The following is a 22,307-nucleotide window of genomic DNA, read 5'->3' as shown; positions in this document are numbered from 1 at the left end:
GCTTGCCGGCACGCAATGTAATATTCCCACCAGAACAGCACAGCCCGAGACAGCCCGATCCCCGGAAGGAGGGCCTGCGCTCGGATGTCACGCCTACCGTCCAGCTCATCGGTCCCGATCACCGAGGACGCGCACGATACCAAGCTGCCGGAGGCCTCCCCGCGACGCTGGCTGATCTTCGCCGTGGTCTCGATGGCGCTGTTCATGTCGTCGATCGACCACACCGTCGTCGCGATCGCCCTGCCCTCGATCCGGGACGATCTCGGCACCGGCCTCGAGTGGGCCGGCTGGACCGTGACCATCTATTCGCTCGGCGCGGTGCTGGTGATGCCACTGGCCGGCAAGCTGAGTGATCAGTACGGGCGCAAGCGGATCTTCGTCGTCGCCGCCGCCCTGTTCACGATCGCCTCACTGCTCTGCGCCCTGGTCGACAACATCTACCTGCTCGTCCTGCTGCGCGGCATCCAGGCGATCGGCGGCGGCGCCTTCATGCCGGCGGCGACCGGCATCGTCGCGGACAACTTCGGGCCGAACCGGGACCGGGCGGTCGGCATGTTCACCAGCGTGTTCCCGATCGGCGGCATCGTCGGCCCGATCATCGGCGGCATCCTGCTGACGTACTGGGACTGGCGGGCGATCTTCATCGTCAACGTGCCGGTCGGCATCCTGCTGCTGGTACTCGCGCTGCTGGTGATCCCGGAGAGCCGACAACCGGTGAGCCGGCGCCTCGATGTCTACGGCGTGGTGCTGCTCGGCGTGCTGATCCTCGGCGTGATGCTCGGCGTCACGTCGCTCGGCAGCAAGGACGGCACCCCGCTCAGCCCCCAGTTCATCGTGCCCGAGGCGATCGCCGTCGTCGCCCTGGTCCTGTTCCTCCGGCACGCCGCCCGCGGCACCGCTCCGTTCATCCCGATCCGGCTGCTCCGCGGTCGCGGGTTCGGCGTGATGAACGTGATCAACTTCCTGCAGGGTGCGGCCGCGATCGGCTTCGGTGCGCTGGTCCCGCTGTTCGCCCAGGCCCGGTTCGGCATCCCGATACTCGAGTCGGGCACGCTGATGACGGCCCGCGCGATCGGGATGATCTGCATCGCCGGGGTGGCCGTGATGACGCTTCGCCGGACCGGCTACCGGCTGCCCATGATCGTCGGGTTCACCGTGCTGGCCGCCGGCATGGTCGCCATCTGCTTCCCGCCGCCTGGAGTCTCCCAGGTGCTCTGGCTGGCCATCGCGGCCGGCGTGACCGGTCTCGGCATGGGCCTGTCCATCCCGGCCGGCAACAACGCCGTCCTCCAGCTCGCCCCCGACGAGGCGGCCGGCGTGGCCGGGCTGCGCGGCATGTTCCGGCAGTCCGGTTCGATCATCGCGATCTCGATCGCCACCGCGGTGATGGCCCGCAGCGACGACCCCGGCGCCACCCTGTCGGTGGTGTTCCTGATCTTCGCGGGGCTGATCGTGCTGACCCTGCCGCTGGTGTTCCGGGTGCCCGAGCACAAAGGTCAGTGGTGAAGAATGGCGGCATGCTCGTCGCCTTCAGCATCGCCCCCGCCGCTACCGACCCGGACGGATCGGTGGCCGCCGCCGTCGCCGAGGCGGTACGGATCGTCCGCGCCTCCGGCCTGCCCTCGGAGACGAACGCGATGTTCACCAACGTCGAGGGCGAGTGGGACGAGGTGATGGCGGTGATCAAACAGGCCACCGATGCCGTGCTCGCCCACGCCGACCGGGTCAGCCTGGTGATCAAGGCCGACATCCGGCCCGGGCACACCGGCCAGCTGACCGCGAAGGTGCAACGCGTCGAAGATCTGCTGGACTGAACCGCGGTGTCGACACCCGGCTGGTACCCGGATCCGTCCGGCGCGCCCGGCCGCTACCGCTACTGGGACGGTCGCACCTGGTCCCAGCAGACCTCCGACCAACCCGGGCGGACGCCGCCCGGCGGGCGGGAGCGACGCAGGACGCCCTTGATCATCGGCGCCCTCGCGCTGGTCCTGGTGATCGGGTTGATCATCGTCTTCGTCACGGGTCAGCTCGGCGACCGGCCGGTCCGGATCACCGACGCTCCCGTACCCACGGAGACGGTGACGGGTTGGGACGACAGCAGCCCGACCGCGACTCCCTCCCCCAGCCCGTCGCCGACGCCCAGCCCGTCACCGAGCTCGAGCCCCTCACCGACACCGAGTCCGTCCGGGTCGTCGACCGCCCGGCCGCTCACCGAGTGTCCGACCGGCGACCCGCTGGACCGCAAGCAGCACCCGATCGACGACCGGGTGCACGGCGGCGGCCTGTCCTTCCCTCGGCTGCCCGACTGGGACGAGGAACGGCCGAACGGCGGGATCTCCTGGGCCTACGACGTCTCCTCACAGAGCCAGACCCAGGAGCCCGGCTGGTTCTCCCTGCTCGCGGTCGGCGAGCTCCGCCGCTCCGACGGATTCGCCGCGCCGCGGCAGGCGGCCGAGAGCGTCGTCCAGTGCGTGGCCAGCTCGAGCTTCTACGCCCACTTCACCGGCACCGACCCGTTGAAGTCCGAGGCGGTGACGATCGACGGCCGGCAGGGCTGGTGGATCCGGACCGACATCCGGATCGACGACCCGGAGATCGAGGCCGACGGCGACACCGTCGACGTGATCGTCGTCGACACCGGCCGGCCGGGAACCTTCGGCCTCTATCTCGGCGCCGGCACCATCGGCGACCAGCGCCTGCTCGCCGTCCTCGACTCGACCAAGGCCGGCCTGCGGGTCGACTAGCCACAGCGTTCCCTGAGCCTGTCGAAGCATGTCCAGAGCTTGTCGAAGGAGGCAAGACAGGTCAGGCTCGGCACTTCCGCCTTGCTCAGTGCACTTCGTCTGCGTCTCGGCGACCGGACAGCCGTCCCAACGGGTCCCGAGTATGCCTATATTCCCCCCTATGTCGACAGACAATACCGATCGAGTCGGAATCATTCGGGGGCGGCGCGTACGACGTGGTGCCGTGGTCCTGCTCGCCGGCGTCGTCGCCGGCCTGCTCGCGCTGACCGGCTGCGTCGGTGGCGCAGTCGGGTCCGGCCCGGGCGGCACCACGCTGCACCTGGTCGGGTTCGCCGTTCCGGCCGAGGCGAACAAGGCGGCGCAGGAGGCTTGGGCCAAGACGCCCGAGGGCGCCGGGGTCACCTGGGAGCAGTCCTACGGGGCCTCCGGTGATCAGAGCCGCGCCGTGGTCAACGGCCTGAAGGCCGACTACGTGAACTTCTCGCTCGAGGGCGACGTGACCCGGCTGGTCGACGCCGGGTTGGTCGATCCGAGTTGGAAGGACGGCCCGACGAAGGGGATCGTGTCCGACTCGGTCGTGGTGCTCGCGGTGGCCCCGGGCAACCCGAAGAAGATCACCGGCTGGGCCGATCTGATCAAGCCCGGGGTACGGATCGTGACGCCGAACCCGGCCTCGTCCGGCTCGGCGCGTTGGAACGTCCTCGCTGCCTACCAGCAGGTGATCTCCGCCGGCGGCACCGAGGCCGAGGCGGAGGACTACCTGCGCAAGTTCTTCGGCAACGTGGTCGCGCTGCCCGGCAGCGGCCGGGACGCCACGACCGCGTTCCTGCAGGGCACGGCCGACGTCTTGATCTCGTACGAGAACGAGGCGATCCTGGCCCGGCAGTCCGGCGAGACGTTCGACTACCTGGTGCCGGACGACACGCTCAAGATCGAAAACCCCGGCGCGGTGCTGAAGGACGCCGATCCGAAGGCCCGGGCCTACCTGGACTTCGTGCTCAGCCCGGAGGGCCAGCAGGCCTTTGCCGGCAAGGGATTCCGGCCGGTGGTCGAGGGCGTGGCGGTCGGCGAGGTGGCCGGCGCCAACGACCCGGCGAACCCGTTCCCACCGCCGTTGCGGCTGTTCACGATCAACGACGACCTGGGCGGCTGGAAGAGCGTGAACGAGAAGTTCTTCGCCGACCAGACCGGTCTGGTGCCGCGGATCCAGGCCGAGACCGACCGGCAGAAATGAGCACCTCGCTCGCCTCGCAGCGGGTCAGCACGCTGACCCGCGGGTCCGGCCTCGGGCTCGGCGTCGCGCTGCTCTGGTTCAGTCTGCTGGTGCTGATCCCGTTGCTGGCGATCCTGGTCCAGGCCTCGGCCGGCGGCTGGGCCGGCTACTGGGCTGCACTGAGCAGCCCGCAGACCTTCGCGGCGCTGGCCCTGACCGTCGGCGAGGCGGCCGGCGTGACCGCGGTCAACGTCGTGATCGGCACCATGATCGCCTGGGTGCTGGTCCGGGATCAGTTCTGGGGCAAGCGGGCGCTCGAGGTCGTGATCGACATCCCGTTCGCGCTGCCGACGATCGTCGCCGGGCTGGTCCTGCTCACCCTGTACGGACCCGGCAGCCCGCTCGGCGTGAACTGGGCGAACACCCGGATCGCCGTGTTCCTGGCGCTGCTCTTCGTCACCGTGCCGTTCGTGGTCCGGACCGTGCAGCCGGTGCTGCTGGAGTTGGAGCCGGAGGTCGAGGAGGCCGCGGCGTCGCTCGGCGCCGGCCGGTTCACCACGTTCCGGCTGATCGTGCTGCCGGCCCTGGCCCCGGCCATCGCGTCGGGGGCCGCACTGTCGTTCGCGCGCGGGATCAGCGAGTACGGGTCGCTGGTGCTGCTGTCCGGCAACCTCCCGTACGCCACCGAGGTCGCCTCGGTCCGGATCCTGTCCTACGTCGAGGGTGATCAACTCACCAGCGCCGCGGCGGTCGCATCGCTGCTGCTGGTGATCGCGCTCGCCGTGATCATCGCACTCGACGTGATCTCCCGGAGGGTGGCCCGTCGTGACTGACACCCTGGTGCGCGAGCAGACGCCGATCCGGCCGGATCGCCCGCCGCGAAGGAAAGCCGGCGGACCGGTCCGGTGGGCGCTGCGGCTGATCGTGATCGGCTACCTGTTCCTGTTGATCATCTGGCCGACCGCGTTGGTGGCGCAGGCGACGTTCGCCCGCGGGATCGGCCCGGTGCTGGACGCGTTGTCCCAGCCGGAGGTGATCTTCGCCTTCCAGCTCAGCGTCTCGGTCGCGTTCTGGGCGGTGTTGATCAACACCGTGTTCGGGGTCGGCATCTCGCTGCTGCTGGTCCGGACCCGGTTCCCGGGCCGGCGCCTCTTGTCGGCACTGATCGACCTGCCGCTCTCGGTGTCGCCGGTCGTGGTCGGGCTCGCCCTGCTGCTGGCGTACGGCGGCCGGACCGGGTGGTTCGGGCCGCTGCTGGAGAACATCGGGCTCCAGGTGATCTACGCCCCGCTCGGGATCATCCTGGCCACCACGTTCATCAGCCTGCCGCTGGTGGTCCGTGAGATCGTCCCGGTGCTGACCGAGCTCGGCACCGACTCCGAACAAGCAGCCCGCAGCCTCGGCGCCTCACCGCTGCAGACGTTCGCCCGGATCACGCTGCCGGCGATCCGCTGGGCTCTGCTGTACGGGATCGTGCTCAGCCTGGCCCGGTCGCTGGGCGAGTTCGGCGCGGTCAAGATCGTTTCCGGCGGGGTCGCCTTGCGCACCCAGACCGCGACACTGCTGGTCGAGGAGCGCTACCAGCAGTTCGGCGTGGCCAACACCACGACCGCCTACACGGCCGCCTTCGTGCTGGCCCTCACCGCGGTGATCGCGTTGATCATCGTCGCCCTGCTCCGCCCGAACCACGGAACTGCGAAGGAAAGATCATGAGCATCAGAGCCAGCCGGATCAGCCGGCGCTTCGGCGACTTCGTGGCGCTGAACGACGTCTCGGTCGACATCCCGAGCGGCGGCCTGACCGCGCTGCTCGGCCCGAGCGGCGGCGGCAAGTCCACCCTGCTCCGGATCATCGCCGGGCTGGAGGAGGCCGACTCCGGCACCGTGGAGATCAACGGCCAGGACGCCACCCGGCTGCCGGCGCAGCGCCGCAACGTCGGCTTCGTCTTCCAGCACTACGCGGCATTCCGGCACCTGACCGTCGCGGGGAACGTCGGCTTCGGGCTCAAGATCAGGCGCCGGCCCAAGGCGGAGATCGCGGCCCGGGTCGAGGAACTGCTCGCGCTGGTGCACCTGTCCCCGTTCGCCGACCGGCTGCCGGCCCAGCTGTCCGGCGGGCAGCGGCAGCGGATGGCGCTGGCCCGCGCGCTGGCGATCGAGCCGGCGGTGTTGCTGCTGGACGAGCCGTTCGGTGCCCTGGACGCCCAGGTACGCAAGGAACTCCGGGACTGGCTGCGCCGGCTGCACGACGAGGTGCACGTGACGACCGTCTTCGTCACCCATGATCAGGAGGAGGCGCTGGAAATCGCCGACCAGATCGTGGTGATCAACAACGGCTCGGTCGAGCAGGTCGGCACCCCGGACGAGCTGTACGACCGGCCGGCCAACCCGTTCGTGATGAGCTTCCTCGGACCGGTCACCACGCTGGCCGGGCGGCTGGTCCGGCCGCACGACCTGGAGCTCGCGACCGCACCGCTGGACAGCGGCGTGCCGGGCCGGGTGGTCCGCTACACCAGGGTCGGCTTCGAGGTCCGGCTCGAGGTCGACATCACCGGCCCCGGCGAGCCGGTCACCGTGTTCCTGACCAGGGCCGAGGCGGCCGCGCACCGGGTCGAGACCGGGACCGACGTCTGGCTCCGCCACGTACCGGGCGCCCCCGATCTCCCGGCCACCGGCCTGACGATGGGCGGCGCTGCCGTACCGGAGCGGGAGCTCGATCTTGCCGTGACCGCGTCCTGAGCCCGGCCGCGTGGCCCCTGTCCAGTTGATCATGATGACGGTCGCGAGCCGGCAGCCCGGACGGTAGCCTGGATTGATGTCGACTGCGGGCTGGTACCCGGATCCGGACGGTACGTCCGGCCGTTACCGCTACTGGGACGGCCAGTCCTGGTCCGCGACAACCACCACCGACCCGCGCACCGCTCCCCCGGCCGAGGGCGCCCCGCGCCGCTCCTCGGGGACGGCCCCGGTCGGCAGCACCGCGGAGCCGGCCCGGGCGATCGACCCGCACTACCAGCCGGCCCGCGCGGCGGCAGCACCGACCCGCCGCGGCCGCCTGGTCCTGGCGATCGCCGGTGCGTTGTTGCTGTTGATCATCGTCGCCGCCGGCGGCCTGCTGCTCTGGCGCGGCCCGGACCTCGGGCTGACCGGACCGAACCCGCCGGCCGCCTCGGCCTGGGACGACAGCAGCCCCACCGCCGCGCCCTCGCCGCGGCCGACCCCGCTGCCCTCCACACTCGCCTCCCGCCGGCCGTCCAGACCGAACCCGTCCGAAGGAGGGCTGCGTTGTCCAGAAGGGAATCCGACCCGCGGCCCGGCCAAGCCGGCCGACCGGCGGGTGCACGGTGGCCGGCTCTCGTACCCGATGGTCGCCGGCTACGCGGCGCCGCAACCGAGGCCGCGGCTCGCCTGGTTCTATGACACCGCGTCCCAGTTCCAGGTCACCGAGCCGGGCTGGGCCTCCTCGTTCACGGTGGGCGAGGTGCAGCGGGCCGGGTTGTTCGGCAACCAGCAGCAGGCGGCCGAGCACACCCTGCAGTGCATGATCACCGGCGACGGCTTCGAACACTTCTCCGGCCGGAAGGACCTGCAGAACAAGGCGATCACGGTGGACGGGCGCCCGGCCTGGATGATCATGGCCGAGGTCCGGGTCGACCGGACCGACATCTCGGTGGACGGCGACCGGGTCGTGGTGATCTTCGTCGACGACGGCCGGCGGGACCGGCTGTCCGGCTTCGTCGGACTGGTCCCGATCGGTGACAGCCAACGGATTCCGCTCATGGACACGGTGATCAAGGGGCTCCGGGTCGATTGAACGCGGCCGAACTGCGGGAGTAACGTGCCCTCCGTGAATCTGGTGCGGCAGTTCGCAGACATCGGCAGGTCCGACCTGGAAACGGCCGGGGGCAAGGGCGCCAACCTCGGCGAGCTGACCGGCGCCGATTTCCTTGTGCCACCGGGCTTCGTGGTGATCACCGACGCCTACCGGGCGTTCGTCCGGGACAGCGGCATCGGCCCAGCCATCATGGCGGCGGCCGCGACCGACACCGACGATCCGAGCCGGTTGCAGGCCGCGGCCGAGACGATCGCCGGCCTGTTCGCCGGGCCGGTGCCCGAGGCGATGGCGGCCGAGATCCTGGCCGCCTATCACCGACTGGGCGAGGATGCGCGGGTCGCCGTCCGGTCCTCCGCGACCGCCGAGGACCTGGCCGACGCGAGCTTCGCGGGCCAGCAGGACACGTACCTCAACATCCGTGGTGACGCCGAACTGCTCGACGCGGTACGGCGCTGCTGGGCGTCGCTGTGGACGGCCCGGGCGATCGCCTACCGGGCCCGGCAGGGCATCGCGCCGGATCAGGTCAGTCTCGCCGTCGTCGTGCAGCTGATGATCGAATCCGAGGCGTCCGGCGTGATGTTTACGGCGAACCCGACCAACGGGCGCCGGGACCAGGCGGTGATCGCGGCCGCCTGGGGCCTCGGCGAGGCGATCGTCAGCGGCGCGGTCAACACTGACGACCTGGTCGTCGACGGCACCGGCCGGGTGATCGAACGGCACACCGCGGACAAGGCGGTGCAGACCCGCTATGTCGGCCACGGGACCGCCGAGCGGCCCGTACCCGAACATCGCCGGCGGCTGGCCGTCCTCGACGACGGGGCAGCGGCCGAACTGGCCGCGCTCGGCCGCCGGGTCAGTGATCACTACGGCACGCCGCAGGACATCGAATGGGCCCGCCGGGACGGCGAGTTCTTCATCGTGCAGGCCCGCCCAATCACCGCGCTGCCGGAGGAGACCGGTGAGGTGCCGACCAGTTGGGAGGTGCCGCGGGCCAACAGCTGGTACTTCCGGGCCAGCATCGTCGAGCAACTGCCGGATCCGCTGACGCCGCTGTTCGGCGACCTGATCAACGGCGCCGTGTCGCGCTCGCTGACCGGGATCTTCGCCGAGCTGCTCGGCAAGGAGGCGTTGCCGCCGGGCGCGATGACCTTTCCCATGATCAACGGCTACGCCTACTACGCGTACGAGATCTCGGCGTTCGGCCGCGTTCTCACCGCGTTGCCGTCGGCGATGAAGGCGATCACCGGGCGGGCCGGCTTCGTCGAGCGGTGGCGGGACGACGCGCACCCCGCGTACCAGCGGATCGTGGCCGACTGGACCGCCCGCGACCTGGCCCGGCTGTCGTCGGCCGACCTCTACGACGGCGTCGCGGAGCTGCTCGAGGCCGGCGCCACCTACTACACCGTGGTGCAGACGATCATTCCGCCCGCGGCCAGCAGCGAGACCGCGCTGACCTCCTTCTACGACCGGGCCGTCCGGCGCGCCGGCGACCCGCCCGCGTCGACCCTGCTGCTCGGCTACGACTCGCTGCCGATCCTGGCCGAGAAGTCGCTGTACGACCTCGCCGCCTGGGCCGCCGAGCGGCCGGAACTCAAGGAATGGCTGCTGAACGACCAGGCGACACACGAGCCGGCCGACGCGGACCAGTTCCGGTCCCGGTTCCATGATCATCTGGCCCGGTTCGGCCACACCACGTACAACCTCGACTTCGCACAACCGGTGCCGGCCGACGACCCGGACCCGGTGCTGGACACGCTGCGGTTCTTCCTCACCGGCCAGGGCACCGACCCGCACCGGCGGCAGGCCGAAGCGGCCGCCCGGCGGGACCGGCTGGTCCGCGAGCTCTCCGATCGGCTCGACCCGGTCCGCCGTTCCGTGTTCCGCCGGCTGGTGGCCCAGGCACAGCGGTTCGCCCCGATCCGCGAGGACGCGCTGGCCGACGTCGGGCTGGCCTGGCCGCGGCTGCGCCAGCTGCTCGGCGAACTGGGCCGGCGGCTGGTCCGCGACGGCGTGATCGACGAGGCGGACCAGGTCTTCTGGCTGCGCGACGCCGAGCTGAAGGACTGGCTGTCCGGCGTCGTGCTCGGCTCCCGTACCGACGAGATCGCGAAACGGAAGGCCGTCTGGCGCGGGCAGCGGCTGGCCACGCCGCCGCAGATGCTGCCCGACAACGGCTGGGCCAGGCTGTTCGCGCGCTGGATGCCGGCGGTGTCCGGCAACGAGACCGGCCCGGTGCTGCGCGGAATCGGGGCCAGTGCCGGCTCGGTCACCGCCACGGCCCGGGTGCTCGGCGGGCCGGCCGACTTCGGGCAGCTGGAACCCGGCGACGTGCTCGTCGCCAGTATCACGACGCCGGCCTGGACCTCGTTGTTCGCCAAGGCTTCCGCGGTGGTGACCGACATCGGCGGGCCGCTCAGCCACAGCTCGATCGTCGCCCGCGAGTACGGCATCCCGGCGGTCCTCGGCACCGGGTCGGCGACCCGCCGGATCCGCAGCGGGGAACAGATCACCGTCGACGGTGACGCGGGTCAGGTGACGCTGATCGAGCAGGCCGACTCGGCGACGCCCGCGGCCGCCGAACGGCGCCGCTCCCTGGTGCCGGTGATCGCCGGGGTGGCTGCCGCCGTCGGCGTCGGTGCTCTGCTGTTCCGCAGGCTGCGCCGCCGGAAGGCCGACCGTCGGTGAACCACCGCTCCGTGTTGGTCGTCCAGCACGTCCCGTGGGAGCGACCGGCCCGGCTCGGCGAGGTGCTCACCGACCACGGCATCGGCTGGACCACCGCACTGCTGGCCGGCGCCCGCGATCGGTCCGACGCGCCGGCGGTCGACACGCTGGCCGGGCTGGTGCTGCTCGGCGGGCCGATGGGCGCACTGGACGTCGAGGCGTATCCCGGGCTGGCGGTCGAGGCGCAGCTGGTCCGCGAGTGCGCGGCTGCCGGGGTGCCGATGTTCGGGGTCTGCCTCGGCCATCAGCTGATCGCGACCGCGCTGGGCGCGGCACTGTACCCCGGCGCCGACCGGGAGGCCGGGATCGGCACCGTCGAGGTGGTCGCGGACGGTCCGCTCGGCCCGCCGGGCACCGTCCAGCCGGTGGTGCACTGGCACGGCGACATCGTCGACCCGCCGCCGGGGGCGACCGTGCTGGCCCGCTCCCCCGGCACCCGAACCAGGCCTACCGGCTCGGCGACGCCGTCTTCGCGACCCAGTTCCACCTGGAGGCCGACCGGGCGCTGTTGGCGGACTGGCTCGAGGTGCCCGAGATGGCCGCCGATCTCGGCGCGGACGGTCGGAGCCGGCTGCTGACCGACTACGACGCCGTCGCCGAGCCGATCGACGCCGCGGGCGTGCGGATGTTCACGGCGTTCGCCGAGGCGGTCACCGCCCGCTGAGTCCCGAGGGCGTCACTCCTCGTCGTCGTTCCACTTCGGGTCGTGCTCCCACTGCTCGTTGCGTTCGGCCACCCGCTCCATCGCCTGCTCGGCCTCTTCCCGGCTGGCGTACGGGCCCAGTCGGTCGACGGCCTTGCCCAGCTTCCGCCCGCGGACCACCTGCTTCGTCGTGAGGTCGTACCACCACTGCTCTTCCGGGTCGGTCATGACCACGAAATTACCCCAGCTCGGCGGCCGCCGGGCGGAGCTGATGGTCCAGCGCCCAGGGCACCGAGTAGATGCTCGGGCTGGCCAGCGCGGACGCGGTGGTGTCGTCGACGATCACGTACGAACCTCGCCGGACGGCCGCCAGGTCGGACCAGCCGACCGCCTCCTCGAGCACCTCCTCGCCGCCGGTCAACGGCCACATGATCACCAGATCGGCGTCCAGCACCTCGACCTTCTCCAGCGACACCAGCACCCGCGCCGAGCCCTTGCCCTCCTTCTTGGACTTGGGATCGAGGGTGAGCCCGAGCTCGCCGAGGACCCGCGCGGCCGGATCGGTGTCGGCCGCGACCAGCCCGAACTGATCACCGGTGAACTGCCCGTAGCTGAACGTCTTTCCTTGTACGGCAGGGAAGTCGGCCTTGAACTTGTCGATCTTGGTCGTGACGTCGGCGATCAGCGCATCGGCCTCGGCCTGCTTGCCGAAGATCTTTCCGGCCGCTGCGGTCACGTCCTGCCAGGAATCGAGGACGGCGGTGGAGTCCATCACCGGGATCGTCGGGGCGATCGCGGACAGCCGGTCGTAGGCCTCCTGGGTCTGGTAGCCCGCCAAGATCAACTCCGGCTGCAGCGCGGCCAGCTTCTCGTAGTCGATGTCGGTGTTGTCGGCCCCGACGACCTTCTCCGACTCGTGCTGCGGGGTCCACGGGAAGGCGCCGTTGTCGCCGGAGTAGTTGCGGGTGATGAACTCGGCCGTGATCGGTACGTCGAGCGCGACCAGCGCGTCGGTCCACGGGGCACTGAACGTGACCACCCGCTGCGGATTCGCCGGGAACGTCGACGCGCCGAACGTGTGCTCGATCGTGACCTGCGGCCGATCCTCCGCCGGCGCCGCCCCGGCACCCTGCCCGCAGGCCGCGGCCAGCAGCGCGACCACCGCCACGACGATCATGATCGCAATCCCTCGCCGGCGCGTACCGGTCAGCCCTTCGGCCACTTCAGTCCCCTCTCCTAGGTAAGGAAAGGCTAACCTAGAACCCTGGAGGTGTCGTGCGGGCTACCATGGCTGTGGACGAGCCGGTCAGACGATCGCGGCGCCGCAGGCGGCACCGAGGAAAGTCCGGACTCCACAGAGCAGGGTGGTGGGCAACACCCACCCGGGGCGACCCGCGGGACAGTGCCACAGAAAACAGACCGCCTCCCTCTCCGGTCCGCCGGCGAGGAGGTAAGGGTGAAACGGTGGTGTAAGAGACCACCAGCACCCCAGGTGACTGGGGTGGCTCGGTAAACCCCACCCGGAGCAAGATCAAGAGGATGCGCCCGCGGGCGCATCTGCGGAGACGCCCGAGGGCTGCTCGCCCGAGTCTCCGGGTAGATCGCACCAGGCCGCTGGCAACAGCGGTCGCAGATGGATGATCGTCGCTCACCGTACGGTGAGAACAGAATCCGGCTTACCGACCGGCTCGTCCCCCATGACTGACCGCCTGACCACCCGAACGGCGAGCCGCCGTATCCTCGCCGAGGCGAAGGCTGGCCCGTCATCGCGTGGATGGCGCCGACCGACGACCTAGAGCGTGGCGTTGAGCTCGCCTATCGCGCGCACCGGCTGGCCGCGATACCCCCAGGCGGCTACGCCGTGCTGCACGACCGGCTCGAGGTGCACGGTCCGGCCGTCATGTTCGACGTCCGGCCAAGATCGCCCGAGCTCGTCGATCACGTCGTCCTGAACTCTGTCGGCCAAATGCGCCAGGAATTCCGCCGGATCGTCGCCGGACAGCAGGAAGTCGGATCCGTAGATCCGGCCGACCAGCCCGTCCGGACCGAAATCCTCGGGTGGCTCCGGCCGGTCGGGCGACGGCTCGATGATCCACGACTCTGACCCGAGGTCGTAGATCCCGATGACCGCGGCAGGATCCGCCCCGGCGATGTCTCGCTGCAGCCGCTCCACGAACTCCCGCAGTCCCGCCACCGTCTCCGCGTGTGTTGCCATGCCTCAGCCTCCGTCGATCCGCAGGGAAACGCCTATAGCACCCGGCAGCGCATGCTATAGGCGAGCATCAGCTTGCCGCCCTTCGTGACCTTGCCGGTGATGTCGAGCGTCTTGCCCGAGTACTTCCTGGCGGTGCCGGCCGGGATCGACCCGTGCGGCGGGTAGTTCTGCGACTTCGCGTCGAACTTCTTCCCGTTGAGCCGGACCGTGAGGACGTACAGATCCCCGGTGAGATGCTCCTTCGAGTACGCGCCCCACGCGATCGCCGCGCCCTTCTTCTCCTGCCGTATGGTGAACCGACCGAACAGAGTGTGCGCCCGGTAGTCCTGGCAGTTCGTGAATACCGGGTCGGCCTCGAGCCCGGCCAACCGGCGGCCAATCGCCGTCGCGTACTCGGTGGCCGCAGTCGCGCCGGCCCGGCAGTCGTGCAGCAGGTACCCCGATGGGCTCCCGGCCGAAGCCCTCGCCGAGTACGGCGACCTGCTCGGCCAGGCGGCCGACATCCTGCGGCTCCCATGGGTGGAGTCGACCTCCGGAGCGCACCTGGACGCAAGCCGGATCATGATCGACAACGCTGACCGGCTGATCGCCGTCTGGGTCGGGCCGCCCCGCTCGCGGTTACGGCGGGACCGCCGATGTCGTCGGCCTGGCCCGGCAGCAAGGCACCCCCGTGGTGGTGGTCTGGCCGGACGGCGCGAGTTGGGACTAGGGACTGCACTGCGCGCGCCGGATGGAGCTGAGACGGAGCAGTGTGGACATACTCCCTAGTCAGGGCATGTTCGTCTGGAATCCGGCTGACCGACCGGCTCGTCCCCCATCACCCGCCGACCGGTCACAAAGCAGCTGTCTCTGCGGCGTGTCGCTGCACGAGTGACCGCTCGATTCCGGTGGTCAGACGGGGTCACCGATCAAACCGGGCTGAACCACGAGGTCGTGGATCTCCGATCGCGGCTCGGTCAGGGCCACCGATTCGAAACCGTTCTCGGTGCGCCGGAACAGGCTGCCGGCGGACTCCCGAAGATGATCAGCGACCAGCAGGTGCCCCGATTCGGCCAGGCTCGCATGGATCGCTCGCAGCGCGACCCGGATCTGATCATCGGTGAAGTAGACCGGGCGCAGCAGATTTCCGACCTTGATCACGTCGACCGGTTCCGCCAGCGGTACGAAGACGTCGTGCTCGGCCCAGGTCACTCGCGGGTCCCGGTCCAGGATGGCCCGGGCGTCAGGGTTCAGCATCAGAATCTCGGTCCGGGGGCGACGTGCCGCCGCCGCCAGGATCGGGGCGAGCGCCTTGGCCATCCACGACGCCATCTGCGGCCACGCGACGACCCGGCGACCGGCGACGACCACCCCGAGGCCGTCCCGGAACAGAATCGTCCAGCCGCCGTACTTCACCGCCTCGATCCGGACGAACCTGTCCGTGATCAGGTACGAGGCGAACCGGTCGCCGAGCCGGCCGATCAGGTCGACCGCGGTGCTCCCGTCGCTCGCCCCCATCTCGACGATCCTGGCACCATCGAGCGGGACATGGTCGAGCAGCAGCTGATCAGCCGCGGTCTGGCGTCCGCGCCAGGTGATCTTGGCCGTCCCGCCGAGGTGGATGTTGAACATGGCCCGCTCGAACTGCTGCCAGGTCGCTCCGGGTTCGGTGATGATGGCCGGGTTGTCGACGAACAGTCGTTGGCCCGCGCCGCCTCGCTGCAAGGTAGCCGGCCAGCCGTCCGCCGCGAGCCGAAACGGCACCCGCTTGTCCCGGCCTCCGCGACCAGTGATCATCCCCACGCCCCAACGCTCAAAGGTGGGACGATGGTAATCCGAATTCCAGTGGCGCGCGGCGAATTGAGCCTGTTGCGGATTCGGCACCCGTCGGGCGACGCCGCGGAAGATCTTGTTGGTGCTGCGACGTCGTCGAGCGGACGCCCTGACCGGCGAATCCGCCTCCCGACATGGAGGTCAAGGCGTCCGCTCAGCGAAGGAGCGTGGGCGGAAATCGGGGTCCCCCTGCAGCAAGGTGCAAGATTCGTGCCACTTGCCGGTCAGCTGATGACGTCCACCTCACGACCCGACCGCTGTGGATTTCCGCCGCGACTGACCGGCTGAAATTCACTCCGATCGTGCGCCTTGAGCAGGGCAGGACCCGCACGATCTCAGCGATGGTTCCGACGGACCGAATTCTGCAGCACCCTCACCGCGCGAAACTCACCGTCCGGCGACGATCAGCCGGGCCAGGGCCGCCACTCGACGCCGGTCGGCCGTTCGCCACCGTTGATCATGAAGTCTTTCACCGCGGCCCGGACCAGGTCGATCGGGACCAGCGAGTCGGCGGGCCACTCCTCGTCCTTGCCCAAGTGGAAGTATTCGACCGGCGGTTCGTCCGCCAGCGTGCCCACCGCGTACCAGGTGCCGTCCTCGCCGTCCGCGGGACCGCCGTACAGAATGCCTCCCCTCGTGCAGAGCGCCGCGATCCGCAGTTCGTGATCGGGCAGTCCGCTCGGCAGGGTCGGCCGGTCCGGACAGGTCAACGAGGCCACCGAGTAGTCGGCACCGGACCGGACCATGCTGTCGATCATCGTGTCGACATCGCCGGCCGTGGACAGGATCGACGCCGCTCCGTGCTGCCACCATGCTTCGACCATGATCATCCTCCCGCACTGGATGCACTTCAGGACATGCCGAACGTACCGGTCACCGGTCGCACCCCCGACCGGAAAACCAGCACGCTCCCGTCCTCACCCGCATGCCGGCGTCTGACCGCATCGTCCGCCAGAACCCATAGTCCCCTATCTCGGCCAGCAGGTCACCCCGACGGGCGCTGCCGATATCAACTCGGGACCTCCCGCCGGGCGCGGGCACCGAAGCCTGGCCCTTCCGACGCTCAGGTACGGGGCGGCGGCACCCAGGATCCGGAGGTGGACCGCGGCGATCGGGTTATCCACAGCCTCGCAGGCTTCGATCGAGTGCCGAGATCGGGATCTCCGCCCCTGGTCAGGGCAATTTCCTGGGGGACTTGAGCGGATCCTGAGGCGCAGCAGGCCCGGCCCGGCGGCACCGGGTCGATTGATCGGCAACAATAGGGCCCATGTCCAGGGAGCCGGAAGGCAAACGGACCACAGCAGCGCATCGGGGGGTGCCCGCGACCGCTGCATCGTCGCGTGCCCGCTTCGGAGTGGCGTCCCTGGCCGGCCGCGTCGCTGCTGCGGCGAGCCGGATCACCCGCCAGGACGGTGCCGCGGTCCGTGGCCAGGTGATTCGCCGGGTGGATCCTGCCGCCCTGTCCAGGGTGGTCCGGCGGCAGCCCTGGGTCCTGGTGGTCGGGCAGTACGGGACGACGGTGCTGTCCAGCCTGCTGGTGGCGGCGGTACGGGCCTCGCACGGCACCCATGAACGCCCGCTGGCGCAGACTGAGGCCGACGACGGGCTGGACGGCGTGGTCGCCGCATTGACCGGCCGGGTCGTCCCGGAACTGGCCGTCATCGCCGCCCGGCCCGACGACGCGGTGGAACTGCTCGCCACCGGCGATCTGCCACGGGCGATCGTGCTGGTGAACAGCTCCGGGGCGGCACCGAACGAGCGCTACGCCCAGGCCCGCCGATTACGCGCGGCGATCGACCGGATCCATGCAGTCGTTCCGGTGATCGCCGATGCCGACGACCCGATGACCGTGCTCGCGGCCGGCTCCGCCCGGCGGGCGATCTGGGTTCGCGGTACCAGGACGTACCATGATCAACTTCTGTGCCCGGGCTGCGGCTCGATCCTGACCTGGAACACCGATGATCATCCGGGCTGGAGCTGCCCGCGTCGCGACTACCGCCAGCCCGAGCCGGACTACGTGGTGCAGGACGGCAAGATCACCGACGCCGAGGGCCAGGTCTGGGATCCTCGATTACCGCTGCCTGGCCGGCTGATCATCGACCAGGCCTGCTTCGCCCTTGCCACTGCGGGAACGCTCGGAATCAACGCCGGTACGGTCTTCGTCGGCATGCGTCAGTGCGACGACGCCCTCGGTCGGTTCACTCCGATCAAGCTCGGCGAGACCATGGCGCGGTTGATCGTCGCGCGCCACCCGGCCGAGTTCACCGACGCCCTGTCCATGATCGAGAACCCTACCGTGATCATGGCCACCGACGACACGGAACTGCCCTGGTTGTGGGACTGTGATCCGGCACCGCTGGCCGGCCGGACCATGATCGCCACCGGCCCGCGGGCGCCCGACGTCGCGGTCCGCCTCGGGCACGCCGGACTGGACTGCCGGGACGTGCCGGAGCCCGCCGCCGCCCTCGCCGGGCACCGCCGCGGCGCCGACGTGATCGCCACCCCGGGCGCGTTCCGGGCCCTGCTCCGGCTCGGCGGACGCTGATGAACCAGGCACCCGGCGAGGAGGTCGGGATCGTCGTGGTCTACCCCGACCTGCTCCGGGCCCCCGGTGACGCCGGCAACGCGGAGGTGCTGGCGCGGCGCCTCGAGTGGCGCGGTTTCCGGCCCCGGCTGCGGCTGGTCAGCCACGAGCAGCCGGTGCCGACCGACGCCCGGCTGTATCTGATCGGCGGCGCGGAGGGCCCGGCCCAGGTGGCCGCCGTTCAGCTGCTGGCCGCCGACGGCCGCCTCGCCCGGGCGGCAGCGGCCGGCGCCATGGTGTTCGCGACCGGCGGCGGCTACCAGTTGCTGGGCCGCTCCTTCCCGGCCCCCGACGGGGCTCGCATCGACGGTCTCGGGCTGCTCGACGTCGAGACGGTGCCGGGCACCGAACCCGCACGCGGCGAGGTCGTCGGCCGCCTGCATCTGCTGGCCGGCAACCGGATCGCGACCGAGCGCAAGGGATCGGAGCGGGCCCCGGCCGACGAGACCCACCCGCCGGAACCCGGCCTCGACGCCGACCAGGCCGCCTCCGATCCGCAGATCGTGACCGGCTACGAAGATCACTCCGGGGTGACCCACCTCGGGCCTGGCGCGGACCCGCTGGCCATGATCAGCGTCGGCCAGGGCAACTGTGGCGACGGCACCGAGGGCGCCGTGACCGGATCGGTGATCGGGACCAACCTGCAGGGCCCGGTGCTGGCCCGCAACCCGGGCCTGGCCGACCGGATCCTCGGCCTGGTCCTGGACCGCTCGCTGCGTTCTCTGGTGCGTACTGATGTCGATGAGCTCCGTCGTCGGCGTATCCTGGCGGCCATGAGGACGGCCCACTGATCATGACCATACGGAACGGCCTTGCGGGAGCCGCCCGGCGAACGATCCTGCCAACGCTGGCCACGAAGCTCTGGTTCGGGGCCTTCCTGATCATGAGCATCGCCGACATAGCGGCCGAGTTCGCCGGGGCGAAGACGCTGACCCGAATCCTGATCTTCTTTCCGATGCCGCTGCTGTTCGGCTACGTGCTGGCGCGGGTCCGGCCGGCCGGGGCGCTGGTCCGCTGGCTGCTCGCCGCGATCGTGTTCTCCTGGCTCGGCGACGCGTTCGGCCAACAGGTGATCGTCAAGATCGCGTTCTTCGCGGTCGCCCAGATCTGTTACCTGATTGCGTTCCTGCCGTACTGGCGGAACAGTGTGGCGCGACGGCGGCCGCAGTTCTTGATCTTGTACGCGATCGCGACCGTCGCCATGATCGTGTTCCTGGTCCCGTACGCCGGCACCGTGGCGATCCCGGTGATCGGTTACGCCCTGTTGGTCGGGACGATGGCCGTGCTGGCCACCGGGTTGGGTCGGCTCGGAGTGATCGGCGGGCTGCTGTTCTTCGTCTCCGACACCATCCTGGCCCTGATGCTGTTCGTGCCCAGTATGAACTTCCCGACGCAGGGTGCCTGGGTGATGATCACCTACCTCGGCGCGCAGGCGGTGCTGGCGATCGCGGTGCTGGCCCGGGTGCCGGCCGAGGCCTATCGTGCCGGGTGACCCGGATGTCGCCATCATCGGTGGCGGCCACAATGCGGGCGTCGCTGCGGCCTACCTCGCCCGAGCCGGGCTGCAGGTCGTCGTCTGTGAGGCCCGGGATCGGTTCGGTGGGGCGGTCGCGAGCGAGCCGGTCTTCCCGGGCGTCGCGGCCAACCTGTCCAGGTTCTCCTACCTGGTCTCGCTGCTGCCCGACCGGATCGTCGCCGACCTCGGACTCGAGATCGAGTTGCGGTCGCGGCCGGTCGCCTCGTACACGCCGGTCGGGGACGACGGCATCCTGGTCGAACGGCCGGAGGGCGACGAGACGGCCGTGTCGTTCGCCCGGCTCGCCGGCAGCGCCGACTATCCGGCCTGGGGCGAGTTCCATGATCAACTCGCTGACATCGCGGCGGCGATCGCCCCGACCCTGACCGAGCCGCTGCGCCCGGTCGACGAGGTCCGCGCCATGATCGATCCGGCGCTCTGGCACGGGCTGGTCGAGCGCCCGCTGGGCGACCTGCTGCGGCAGCGCTTCGGCAGCGACGTGGTGCGCGGGATCGTCGCGACCGACGCACTGATCGGCACCGACACCCGGCTGGACGACCCTTCGCTGCGGCAGAACCGCTGCTTCCTCTACCACGTGATCGGCAACGGCACCGGGGAATGGCGGGTCCCGGTCGGCGGCATGGGAGCCGTGGCGGCCGAGATCGAGCGGGCCGCCCGGGCTGCCGGTGCCGACCTGCGTTTCGGGGCCCGGGTCGAGGCCGTACGCGAAGAGGGCGACAATCGCGTCCTCGAGCTGACGGACGGAACCGAGCTGCGGGCGGGACTGGTGCTGGCCGGCTGCGCGCCGGCCGTGCTGGACCGGCTCCGCGGCCGTACCCCCGCCGAGGTCTCCGAAGGCACTCAGATCAAGATCAACATGGTGCTCCGCCGGCTGCCCCGGCTGCGCTCCGGCCGAGATCCCGAACAGGCCTTCGCTGGCACCTTGCACCTGCACCAGTCCGCCGGCGACCTGGACCGAGCCGCCGAGGCGGCCGAGGCCGGCCGGATCCCCGATCCGTTGCCCTGCGAGGTCTACTGCCACACGCTGACCGACCGCTCGATCCTCGCCCCGGGGCTGGACGCCGCCGGCTGGCACACGCTGACCCTGTTCGGCCTGCACACCCCGGCCCGGCTGTTCCGCGCCGACCCGGACCGGACCCGGGACCTGGTCCGTGACGCTGCCCTGCGCAGCCTGCAGCACGCGCTGGCCGAGCCGCTGGACGACTGCCTCGCCACCGACCTGAACGGTCGTCCGTGTGTCGAGGCGATGAGCCCGCTCGACATCGAGGCCGAGCTCGGCATGCCGGGCGGCCAGATCTTCCACGGCGACCTGTCCTGGCCGTGGCTGGCCGGGCCGGACGCTCCCCGTACCGCTGCCGAACGGTGGGGCGTGGCCACCGACGACCCGCGGATCCTGCTCTGCGGTGCCGGCGCCGTCCGAGGCGGCGCGGTCAGCGGGATAGGTGGCCACAACGCCGCCCAGGCCGTCCTCGAGCTCCTTGATCACCGGGCCCGGGGATAAATAAATGATCTTTCTGTACAAGCGGGCGCACGGTCGGCCAGCATCGGTACCAGGAGGCCACCTCCCGGTGGCTGCGGACCGAGGAGCCTGCCATGAAGATCGCCGTCCGACTCATCCTGGGGGCCGTACTGGCCCTGTTCATCGTCCCCGCCCTCGGCATCACGCCGGCCGCGGCCGCCGATGCGAAGCACATCACCATCCCGTCGAACTACGTCTACAACCCGAACACCAAACACCAGCGGACGCTGCACGACTACTGCACCAAGTCGCCTGACTCGTTCCCGACGCCGGGCAAGAACGCCGACTTCCGCGGTCCGTGTGCACGGCACGACATGTGCATCCAGTACAAGCAGAAGAGGCGCAGCTCGTGCGACGCCGATCTGCTGCGCAACATGTCGAGCGAGTGCCGCTACACCTACAAGTGGTACGACCCGCGGCGCGGCGCCTGCCTGGACACCGCGAAGGTCTACTGGGCCGTCGTCCGCGTGAAGACGGTCTTCTCCTGATCTTGATCTTGATCCCCCGCCGACCCGGCCGGGTCGGAATCGGCAGCGTCCGGTTCCGGCCCGGCCGGGTCTTTCATGATCAGGAACTCGCCGACCAGCCCGCGGACACAGATGCCGAACAGCGTCCAGGTCCCGGCGGCGGCCTCGTCGTCGTCGCCGATGATCACATCCGGATGTTCCAGCCCCTCCAGCGCATGCAACCCGAACCCTTCGCCTAGCGCCGCCATCGCCTCGGCGAACTGCTCCAGGGTGTACGGCCGCCGCAGCCGGTAGCCGAACCGGTCGATGACCCGCTGGTAGAAGGCCATGAACTCGGCCACCGACTCGGCATGCCGGTCCCGGCTGGCGTCGCGCAGCCCGTCGCAGGCCTGAGCGGTGGCGCGGACCGCCAGGGCGAGCAGGAAGAGCCGGGACGATCGTGATCTTCCCGCGGTCGCGGCGGTGAACGTCTCGACGTGCCGGGCGGACGCGATCCGGATCACCTCGTCCAGGCTGGACTCGGCCTCGAGCAGGGCGCCGACGGCTTCCTCGGTGCTGTCCACCGGTGCGTCCTGGCGCCAGCGGACGACCGTCGCCGCCAGGTCGCGATGGAAGTCCTCCTGGTCGGCCCAGAGCCGGTAGGCGGCACCCGTGGTCAGCCCGGTCCGGCGGACCACCTCCTGCAGCCTGATGTGAGCCACCCCGTTGGCCACACCCCGTTCGAGCAGCAACTCCTTGGCCGTCTCCAACAACAGGGCCTGGGTCTCCGCACCGGATCGGCGTGGCATCTCAGCACCTCCTGGTCACCCTCCGCAGGGTGCTGATCGTAGTGATCGTGGCCGGCCCGGGCCCGGAGCGGCGCCGCCCGATTCTGATTTCGCGACTCCGCCCTACCTTTGCTACAGTCATCCCCGCGCGCCATTAGCTCAATTGGCAGAGCAAGTGACTCTTAATCACTGGGTTCGGGGTTCGAGTCCCTGATGGCGCACAGAAAGGCCCCCGGCCGGAGTGATCC

General features: G+C 70.4%; 23 protein-coding genes, 1 tRNA gene and 1 other RNA gene. 18 read left to right on the top strand and 7 right to left on the bottom strand.

Annotation, left to right across the window (positions count from 1 at the left end; translation table 11 throughout):
• Window positions 1-84: 84 nt before the first annotated feature.
• The 11 genes from BKA15_RS24800 (at window position 85) to BKA15_RS36570 (ending at window position 11,179) form a co-directional block, all read left to right on the top strand.
• Entirely contained in the window at window positions 85-1,506 is a 1,422-nt protein-coding gene (locus BKA15_RS24800; RefSeq protein WP_179755354.1) for an MFS transporter, read from the top strand.
• Window positions 1,507-1,517: 11 nt separating this feature from the next.
• Window positions 1,518-1,814 (top strand): thiamine-binding protein, encoded by a 297-nt coding sequence (locus tag BKA15_RS24795; protein ID WP_179755352.1) that lies wholly within the window; start codon window positions 1,518-1,520, stop codon window positions 1,812-1,814.
• 6 nt (window positions 1,815-1,820) lie between these two features.
• Window positions 1,821-2,744 (top strand): DUF2510 domain-containing protein, encoded by a 924-nt coding sequence (locus BKA15_RS24790; protein ID WP_179755350.1) that lies wholly within the window; start codon window positions 1,821-1,823, stop codon window positions 2,742-2,744.
• A 223-nt stretch (window positions 2,745-2,967) separates the two neighbouring features.
• Complete coding sequence (locus BKA15_RS24785; protein WP_312879270.1) at window positions 2,968-3,978, top strand: sulfate ABC transporter substrate-binding protein; 1,011 nt, start codon at window positions 2,968-2,970, stop codon at window positions 3,976-3,978.
• Window positions 3,975-4,790 carry a sulfate ABC transporter permease subunit CysT gene (cysT, locus tag BKA15_RS24780; protein ID WP_179755346.1) on the top strand — a complete coding sequence of 272 codons (816 nt, stop codon included), beginning with the start codon at window positions 3,975-3,977 and terminating at the stop codon, window positions 4,788-4,790. Before BKA15_RS24785 ends, cysT begins: the two co-directional genes overlap by 4 nt.
• The gene (locus tag BKA15_RS24775; RefSeq protein WP_312879268.1) at window positions 4,783-5,670 is read left to right on the top strand and encodes a sulfate ABC transporter permease; all 888 of its coding nucleotides are present in this window, start codon (window positions 4,783-4,785) and stop codon (window positions 5,668-5,670) included. The genes cysT and BKA15_RS24775 overlap by 8 nt, the downstream gene beginning before the upstream one ends.
• The gene (locus tag BKA15_RS24770) at window positions 5,667-6,695 is read left to right on the top strand and encodes a sulfate/molybdate ABC transporter ATP-binding protein (protein WP_179755344.1); all 1,029 of its coding nucleotides are present in this window, start codon (window positions 5,667-5,669) and stop codon (window positions 6,693-6,695) included. Before BKA15_RS24775 ends, BKA15_RS24770 begins: the two co-directional genes overlap by 4 nt.
• A gap of 76 nt (window positions 6,696-6,771) precedes the next feature.
• Window positions 6,772-7,770: a DUF2510 domain-containing protein gene (locus tag BKA15_RS24765; protein WP_179755342.1), complete on the top strand. Its 999-nt coding sequence runs from the start codon at window positions 6,772-6,774 to the stop codon at window positions 7,768-7,770.
• A 33-nt stretch (window positions 7,771-7,803) separates the two neighbouring features.
• Window positions 7,804-10,476, top strand: coding sequence for a PEP/pyruvate-binding domain-containing protein (locus BKA15_RS24760; RefSeq protein ID WP_179755340.1), 2,673 nt, complete (start codon window positions 7,804-7,806; stop codon window positions 10,474-10,476).
• Window positions 10,473-11,093, top strand: coding sequence for a type 1 glutamine amidotransferase (locus BKA15_RS24755; protein ID WP_179755338.1), 621 nt, complete (start codon window positions 10,473-10,475; stop codon window positions 11,091-11,093). The genes BKA15_RS24760 and BKA15_RS24755 overlap by 4 nt, the downstream gene beginning before the upstream one ends.
• Window positions 11,051-11,179 (top strand): hypothetical protein, encoded by a 129-nt coding sequence (locus BKA15_RS36570; protein WP_281385310.1) that lies wholly within the window; start codon window positions 11,051-11,053, stop codon window positions 11,177-11,179. The genes BKA15_RS24755 and BKA15_RS36570 overlap by 43 nt, the downstream gene beginning before the upstream one ends.
• A 12-nt stretch (window positions 11,180-11,191) precedes the next feature.
• Here the strand turns inward: BKA15_RS36570 and BKA15_RS24750 are convergent, their stop codons facing one another.
• Window positions 11,192-11,386, bottom strand: coding sequence for an SPOR domain-containing protein (locus tag BKA15_RS24750; RefSeq protein ID WP_179755336.1), 195 nt, complete (start codon window positions 11,384-11,386; stop codon window positions 11,192-11,194).
• Window positions 11,387-11,396: 10 nt separating this feature from the next.
• Complete coding sequence (locus BKA15_RS24745; protein ID WP_179755334.1) at window positions 11,397-12,335, bottom strand: ABC transporter substrate-binding protein; 939 nt, start codon at window positions 12,333-12,335, stop codon at window positions 11,397-11,399.
• A gap of 121 nt (window positions 12,336-12,456) precedes the next feature.
• Between BKA15_RS24745 and rnpB the strand changes: the two genes are divergently transcribed.
• An RNA gene (gene rnpB, locus BKA15_RS24740) (RNase P RNA component class A) lies at window positions 12,457-12,853 on the top strand.
• A gap of 97 nt (window positions 12,854-12,950) precedes the next feature.
• On the opposite strand, the gene BKA15_RS24735 is transcribed toward rnpB, so the two are convergent.
• From BKA15_RS24735 to BKA15_RS24720, 4 genes are all read right to left on the bottom strand, one after another.
• Window positions 12,951-13,373 carry a hypothetical protein gene (locus BKA15_RS24735; protein ID WP_179755332.1) on the bottom strand — a complete coding sequence of 141 codons (423 nt, stop codon included), beginning with the start codon at window positions 13,371-13,373 and terminating at the stop codon, window positions 12,951-12,953.
• A gap of 32 nt (window positions 13,374-13,405) precedes the next feature.
• A complete protein-coding gene (locus BKA15_RS24730; RefSeq protein ID WP_179755330.1) occupies window positions 13,406-13,876 on the bottom strand; it encodes a hypothetical protein in 471 nt (156 codons plus the stop codon).
• A gap of 388 nt (window positions 13,877-14,264) precedes the next feature.
• Window positions 14,265-15,155, bottom strand: a complete 891-nt coding sequence (locus BKA15_RS24725) for a hypothetical protein (protein WP_179755328.1) — start codon at window positions 15,153-15,155, stop codon at window positions 14,265-14,267.
• A gap of 434 nt (window positions 15,156-15,589) precedes the next feature.
• On the bottom strand, window positions 15,590-16,015 hold the full coding sequence (locus tag BKA15_RS24720; RefSeq protein ID WP_179755326.1) for an Imm1 family immunity protein: 426 nt from the start codon (window positions 16,013-16,015) through the stop codon (window positions 15,590-15,592).
• A gap of 437 nt (window positions 16,016-16,452) precedes the next feature.
• On the opposite strand from BKA15_RS24720, the gene BKA15_RS24715 reads away from it, so the two are divergent.
• From BKA15_RS24715 to BKA15_RS24695, 5 genes are all read left to right on the top strand, one after another.
• Entirely contained in the window at window positions 16,453-17,730 is a 1,278-nt protein-coding gene (locus BKA15_RS24715) for a MurT ligase domain-containing protein (RefSeq protein ID WP_179755324.1), read from the top strand.
• On the top strand, window positions 17,730-18,560 hold the full coding sequence (locus BKA15_RS24710; protein WP_179755323.1) for a glutamine amidotransferase: 831 nt from the start codon (window positions 17,730-17,732) through the stop codon (window positions 18,558-18,560). Before BKA15_RS24715 ends, BKA15_RS24710 begins: the two co-directional genes overlap by 1 nt.
• A 2-nt stretch (window positions 18,561-18,562) precedes the next feature.
• Window positions 18,563-19,261, top strand: coding sequence for a lysoplasmalogenase (locus BKA15_RS24705; protein ID WP_179755321.1), 699 nt, complete (start codon window positions 18,563-18,565; stop codon window positions 19,259-19,261).
• Window positions 19,251-20,807, top strand: coding sequence for a phytoene desaturase family protein (locus BKA15_RS24700; RefSeq protein ID WP_179755319.1), 1,557 nt, complete (start codon window positions 19,251-19,253; stop codon window positions 20,805-20,807). Before BKA15_RS24705 ends, BKA15_RS24700 begins: the two co-directional genes overlap by 11 nt.
• A 92-nt stretch (window positions 20,808-20,899) precedes the next feature.
• Entirely contained in the window at window positions 20,900-21,313 is a 414-nt protein-coding gene (locus BKA15_RS24695; RefSeq protein ID WP_179755317.1) for a phospholipase A2 family protein, read from the top strand.
• Here the strand turns inward: BKA15_RS24695 and BKA15_RS24690 are convergent.
• A complete protein-coding gene (locus BKA15_RS24690; protein WP_179755315.1) occupies window positions 21,274-22,080 on the bottom strand; it encodes a TetR/AcrR family transcriptional regulator in 807 nt (268 codons plus the stop codon). The genes BKA15_RS24695 and BKA15_RS24690 overlap by 40 nt on opposite strands.
• 127 nt (window positions 22,081-22,207) lie before the next feature.
• Between BKA15_RS24690 and BKA15_RS24685 the strand changes: the two genes are divergently transcribed.
• A tRNA-Lys gene (locus BKA15_RS24685) sits at window positions 22,208-22,280 on the top strand.
• The last annotated feature ends 27 nt before the right edge of the window (window positions 22,281-22,307 follow it).

The organism is Microlunatus parietis (genome assembly GCF_013407955.1).
In the GTDB taxonomy this organism is placed as follows: domain Bacteria; phylum Actinomycetota; class Actinomycetes; order Propionibacteriales; family Propionibacteriaceae; genus Microlunatus; species Microlunatus parietis.
The sequence above is the reverse complement of the archived record's forward strand: the minus strand, read 5'-3'. Positions and strand labels throughout refer to the sequence as shown.

Bases quoted from the DNA above. Each gene is read 5' to 3' on its own strand.
- BKA15_RS24800 (WP_179755354.1), top strand. From the start codon at position 85: ATGTCACGCCTACCGTCCAGCTCATCGGTCCCGATCACCGAGGACGCG.
- BKA15_RS24795 (WP_179755352.1), top strand. From the start codon at position 1,518: ATGCTCGTCGCCTTCAGCATCGCCCCCGCCGCTACCGACCCGGACGGA.
- cysT (WP_179755346.1), top strand. From the start codon at position 3,975: ATGAGCACCTCGCTCGCCTCGCAGCGGGTCAGCACGCTGACCCGCGGG.
- BKA15_RS24770 (WP_179755344.1), top strand. From the start codon at position 5,667: ATGAGCATCAGAGCCAGCCGGATCAGCCGGCGCTTCGGCGACTTCGTG.
- BKA15_RS24765 (WP_179755342.1), top strand. From the start codon at position 6,772: ATGTCGACTGCGGGCTGGTACCCGGATCCGGACGGTACGTCCGGCCGT.
- BKA15_RS36570 (WP_281385310.1), top strand. From the start codon at position 11,051: ATGGCCGCCGATCTCGGCGCGGACGGTCGGAGCCGGCTGCTGACCGAC.
- BKA15_RS24750 (WP_179755336.1), bottom strand. From the start codon at position 11,386: ATGACCGACCCGGAAGAGCAGTGGTGGTACGACCTCACGACGAAGCAG.
- BKA15_RS24745 (WP_179755334.1), bottom strand. From the start codon at position 12,335: ATGATCGTCGTGGCGGTGGTCGCGCTGCTGGCCGCGGCCTGCGGGCAG.
- BKA15_RS24735 (WP_179755332.1), bottom strand. From the start codon at position 13,373: ATGGCAACACACGCGGAGACGGTGGCGGGACTGCGGGAGTTCGTGGAG.
- BKA15_RS24730 (WP_179755330.1), bottom strand. From the start codon at position 13,876: ATGTCGGCCGCCTGGCCGAGCAGGTCGCCGTACTCGGCGAGGGCTTCG.
- BKA15_RS24720 (WP_179755326.1), bottom strand. From the start codon at position 16,015: ATGATCATGGTCGAAGCATGGTGGCAGCACGGAGCGGCGTCGATCCTG.
- BKA15_RS24715 (WP_179755324.1), top strand. From the start codon at position 16,453: ATGTCCAGGGAGCCGGAAGGCAAACGGACCACAGCAGCGCATCGGGGG.
- BKA15_RS24710 (WP_179755323.1), top strand. From the start codon at position 17,730: ATGAACCAGGCACCCGGCGAGGAGGTCGGGATCGTCGTGGTCTACCCC.
- BKA15_RS24705 (WP_179755321.1), top strand. From the start codon at position 18,563: ATGACCATACGGAACGGCCTTGCGGGAGCCGCCCGGCGAACGATCCTG.
- BKA15_RS24695 (WP_179755317.1), top strand. From the start codon at position 20,900: ATGAAGATCGCCGTCCGACTCATCCTGGGGGCCGTACTGGCCCTGTTC.
- BKA15_RS24690 (WP_179755315.1), bottom strand. From the start codon at position 22,080: ATGCCACGCCGATCCGGTGCGGAGACCCAGGCCCTGTTGTTGGAGACG.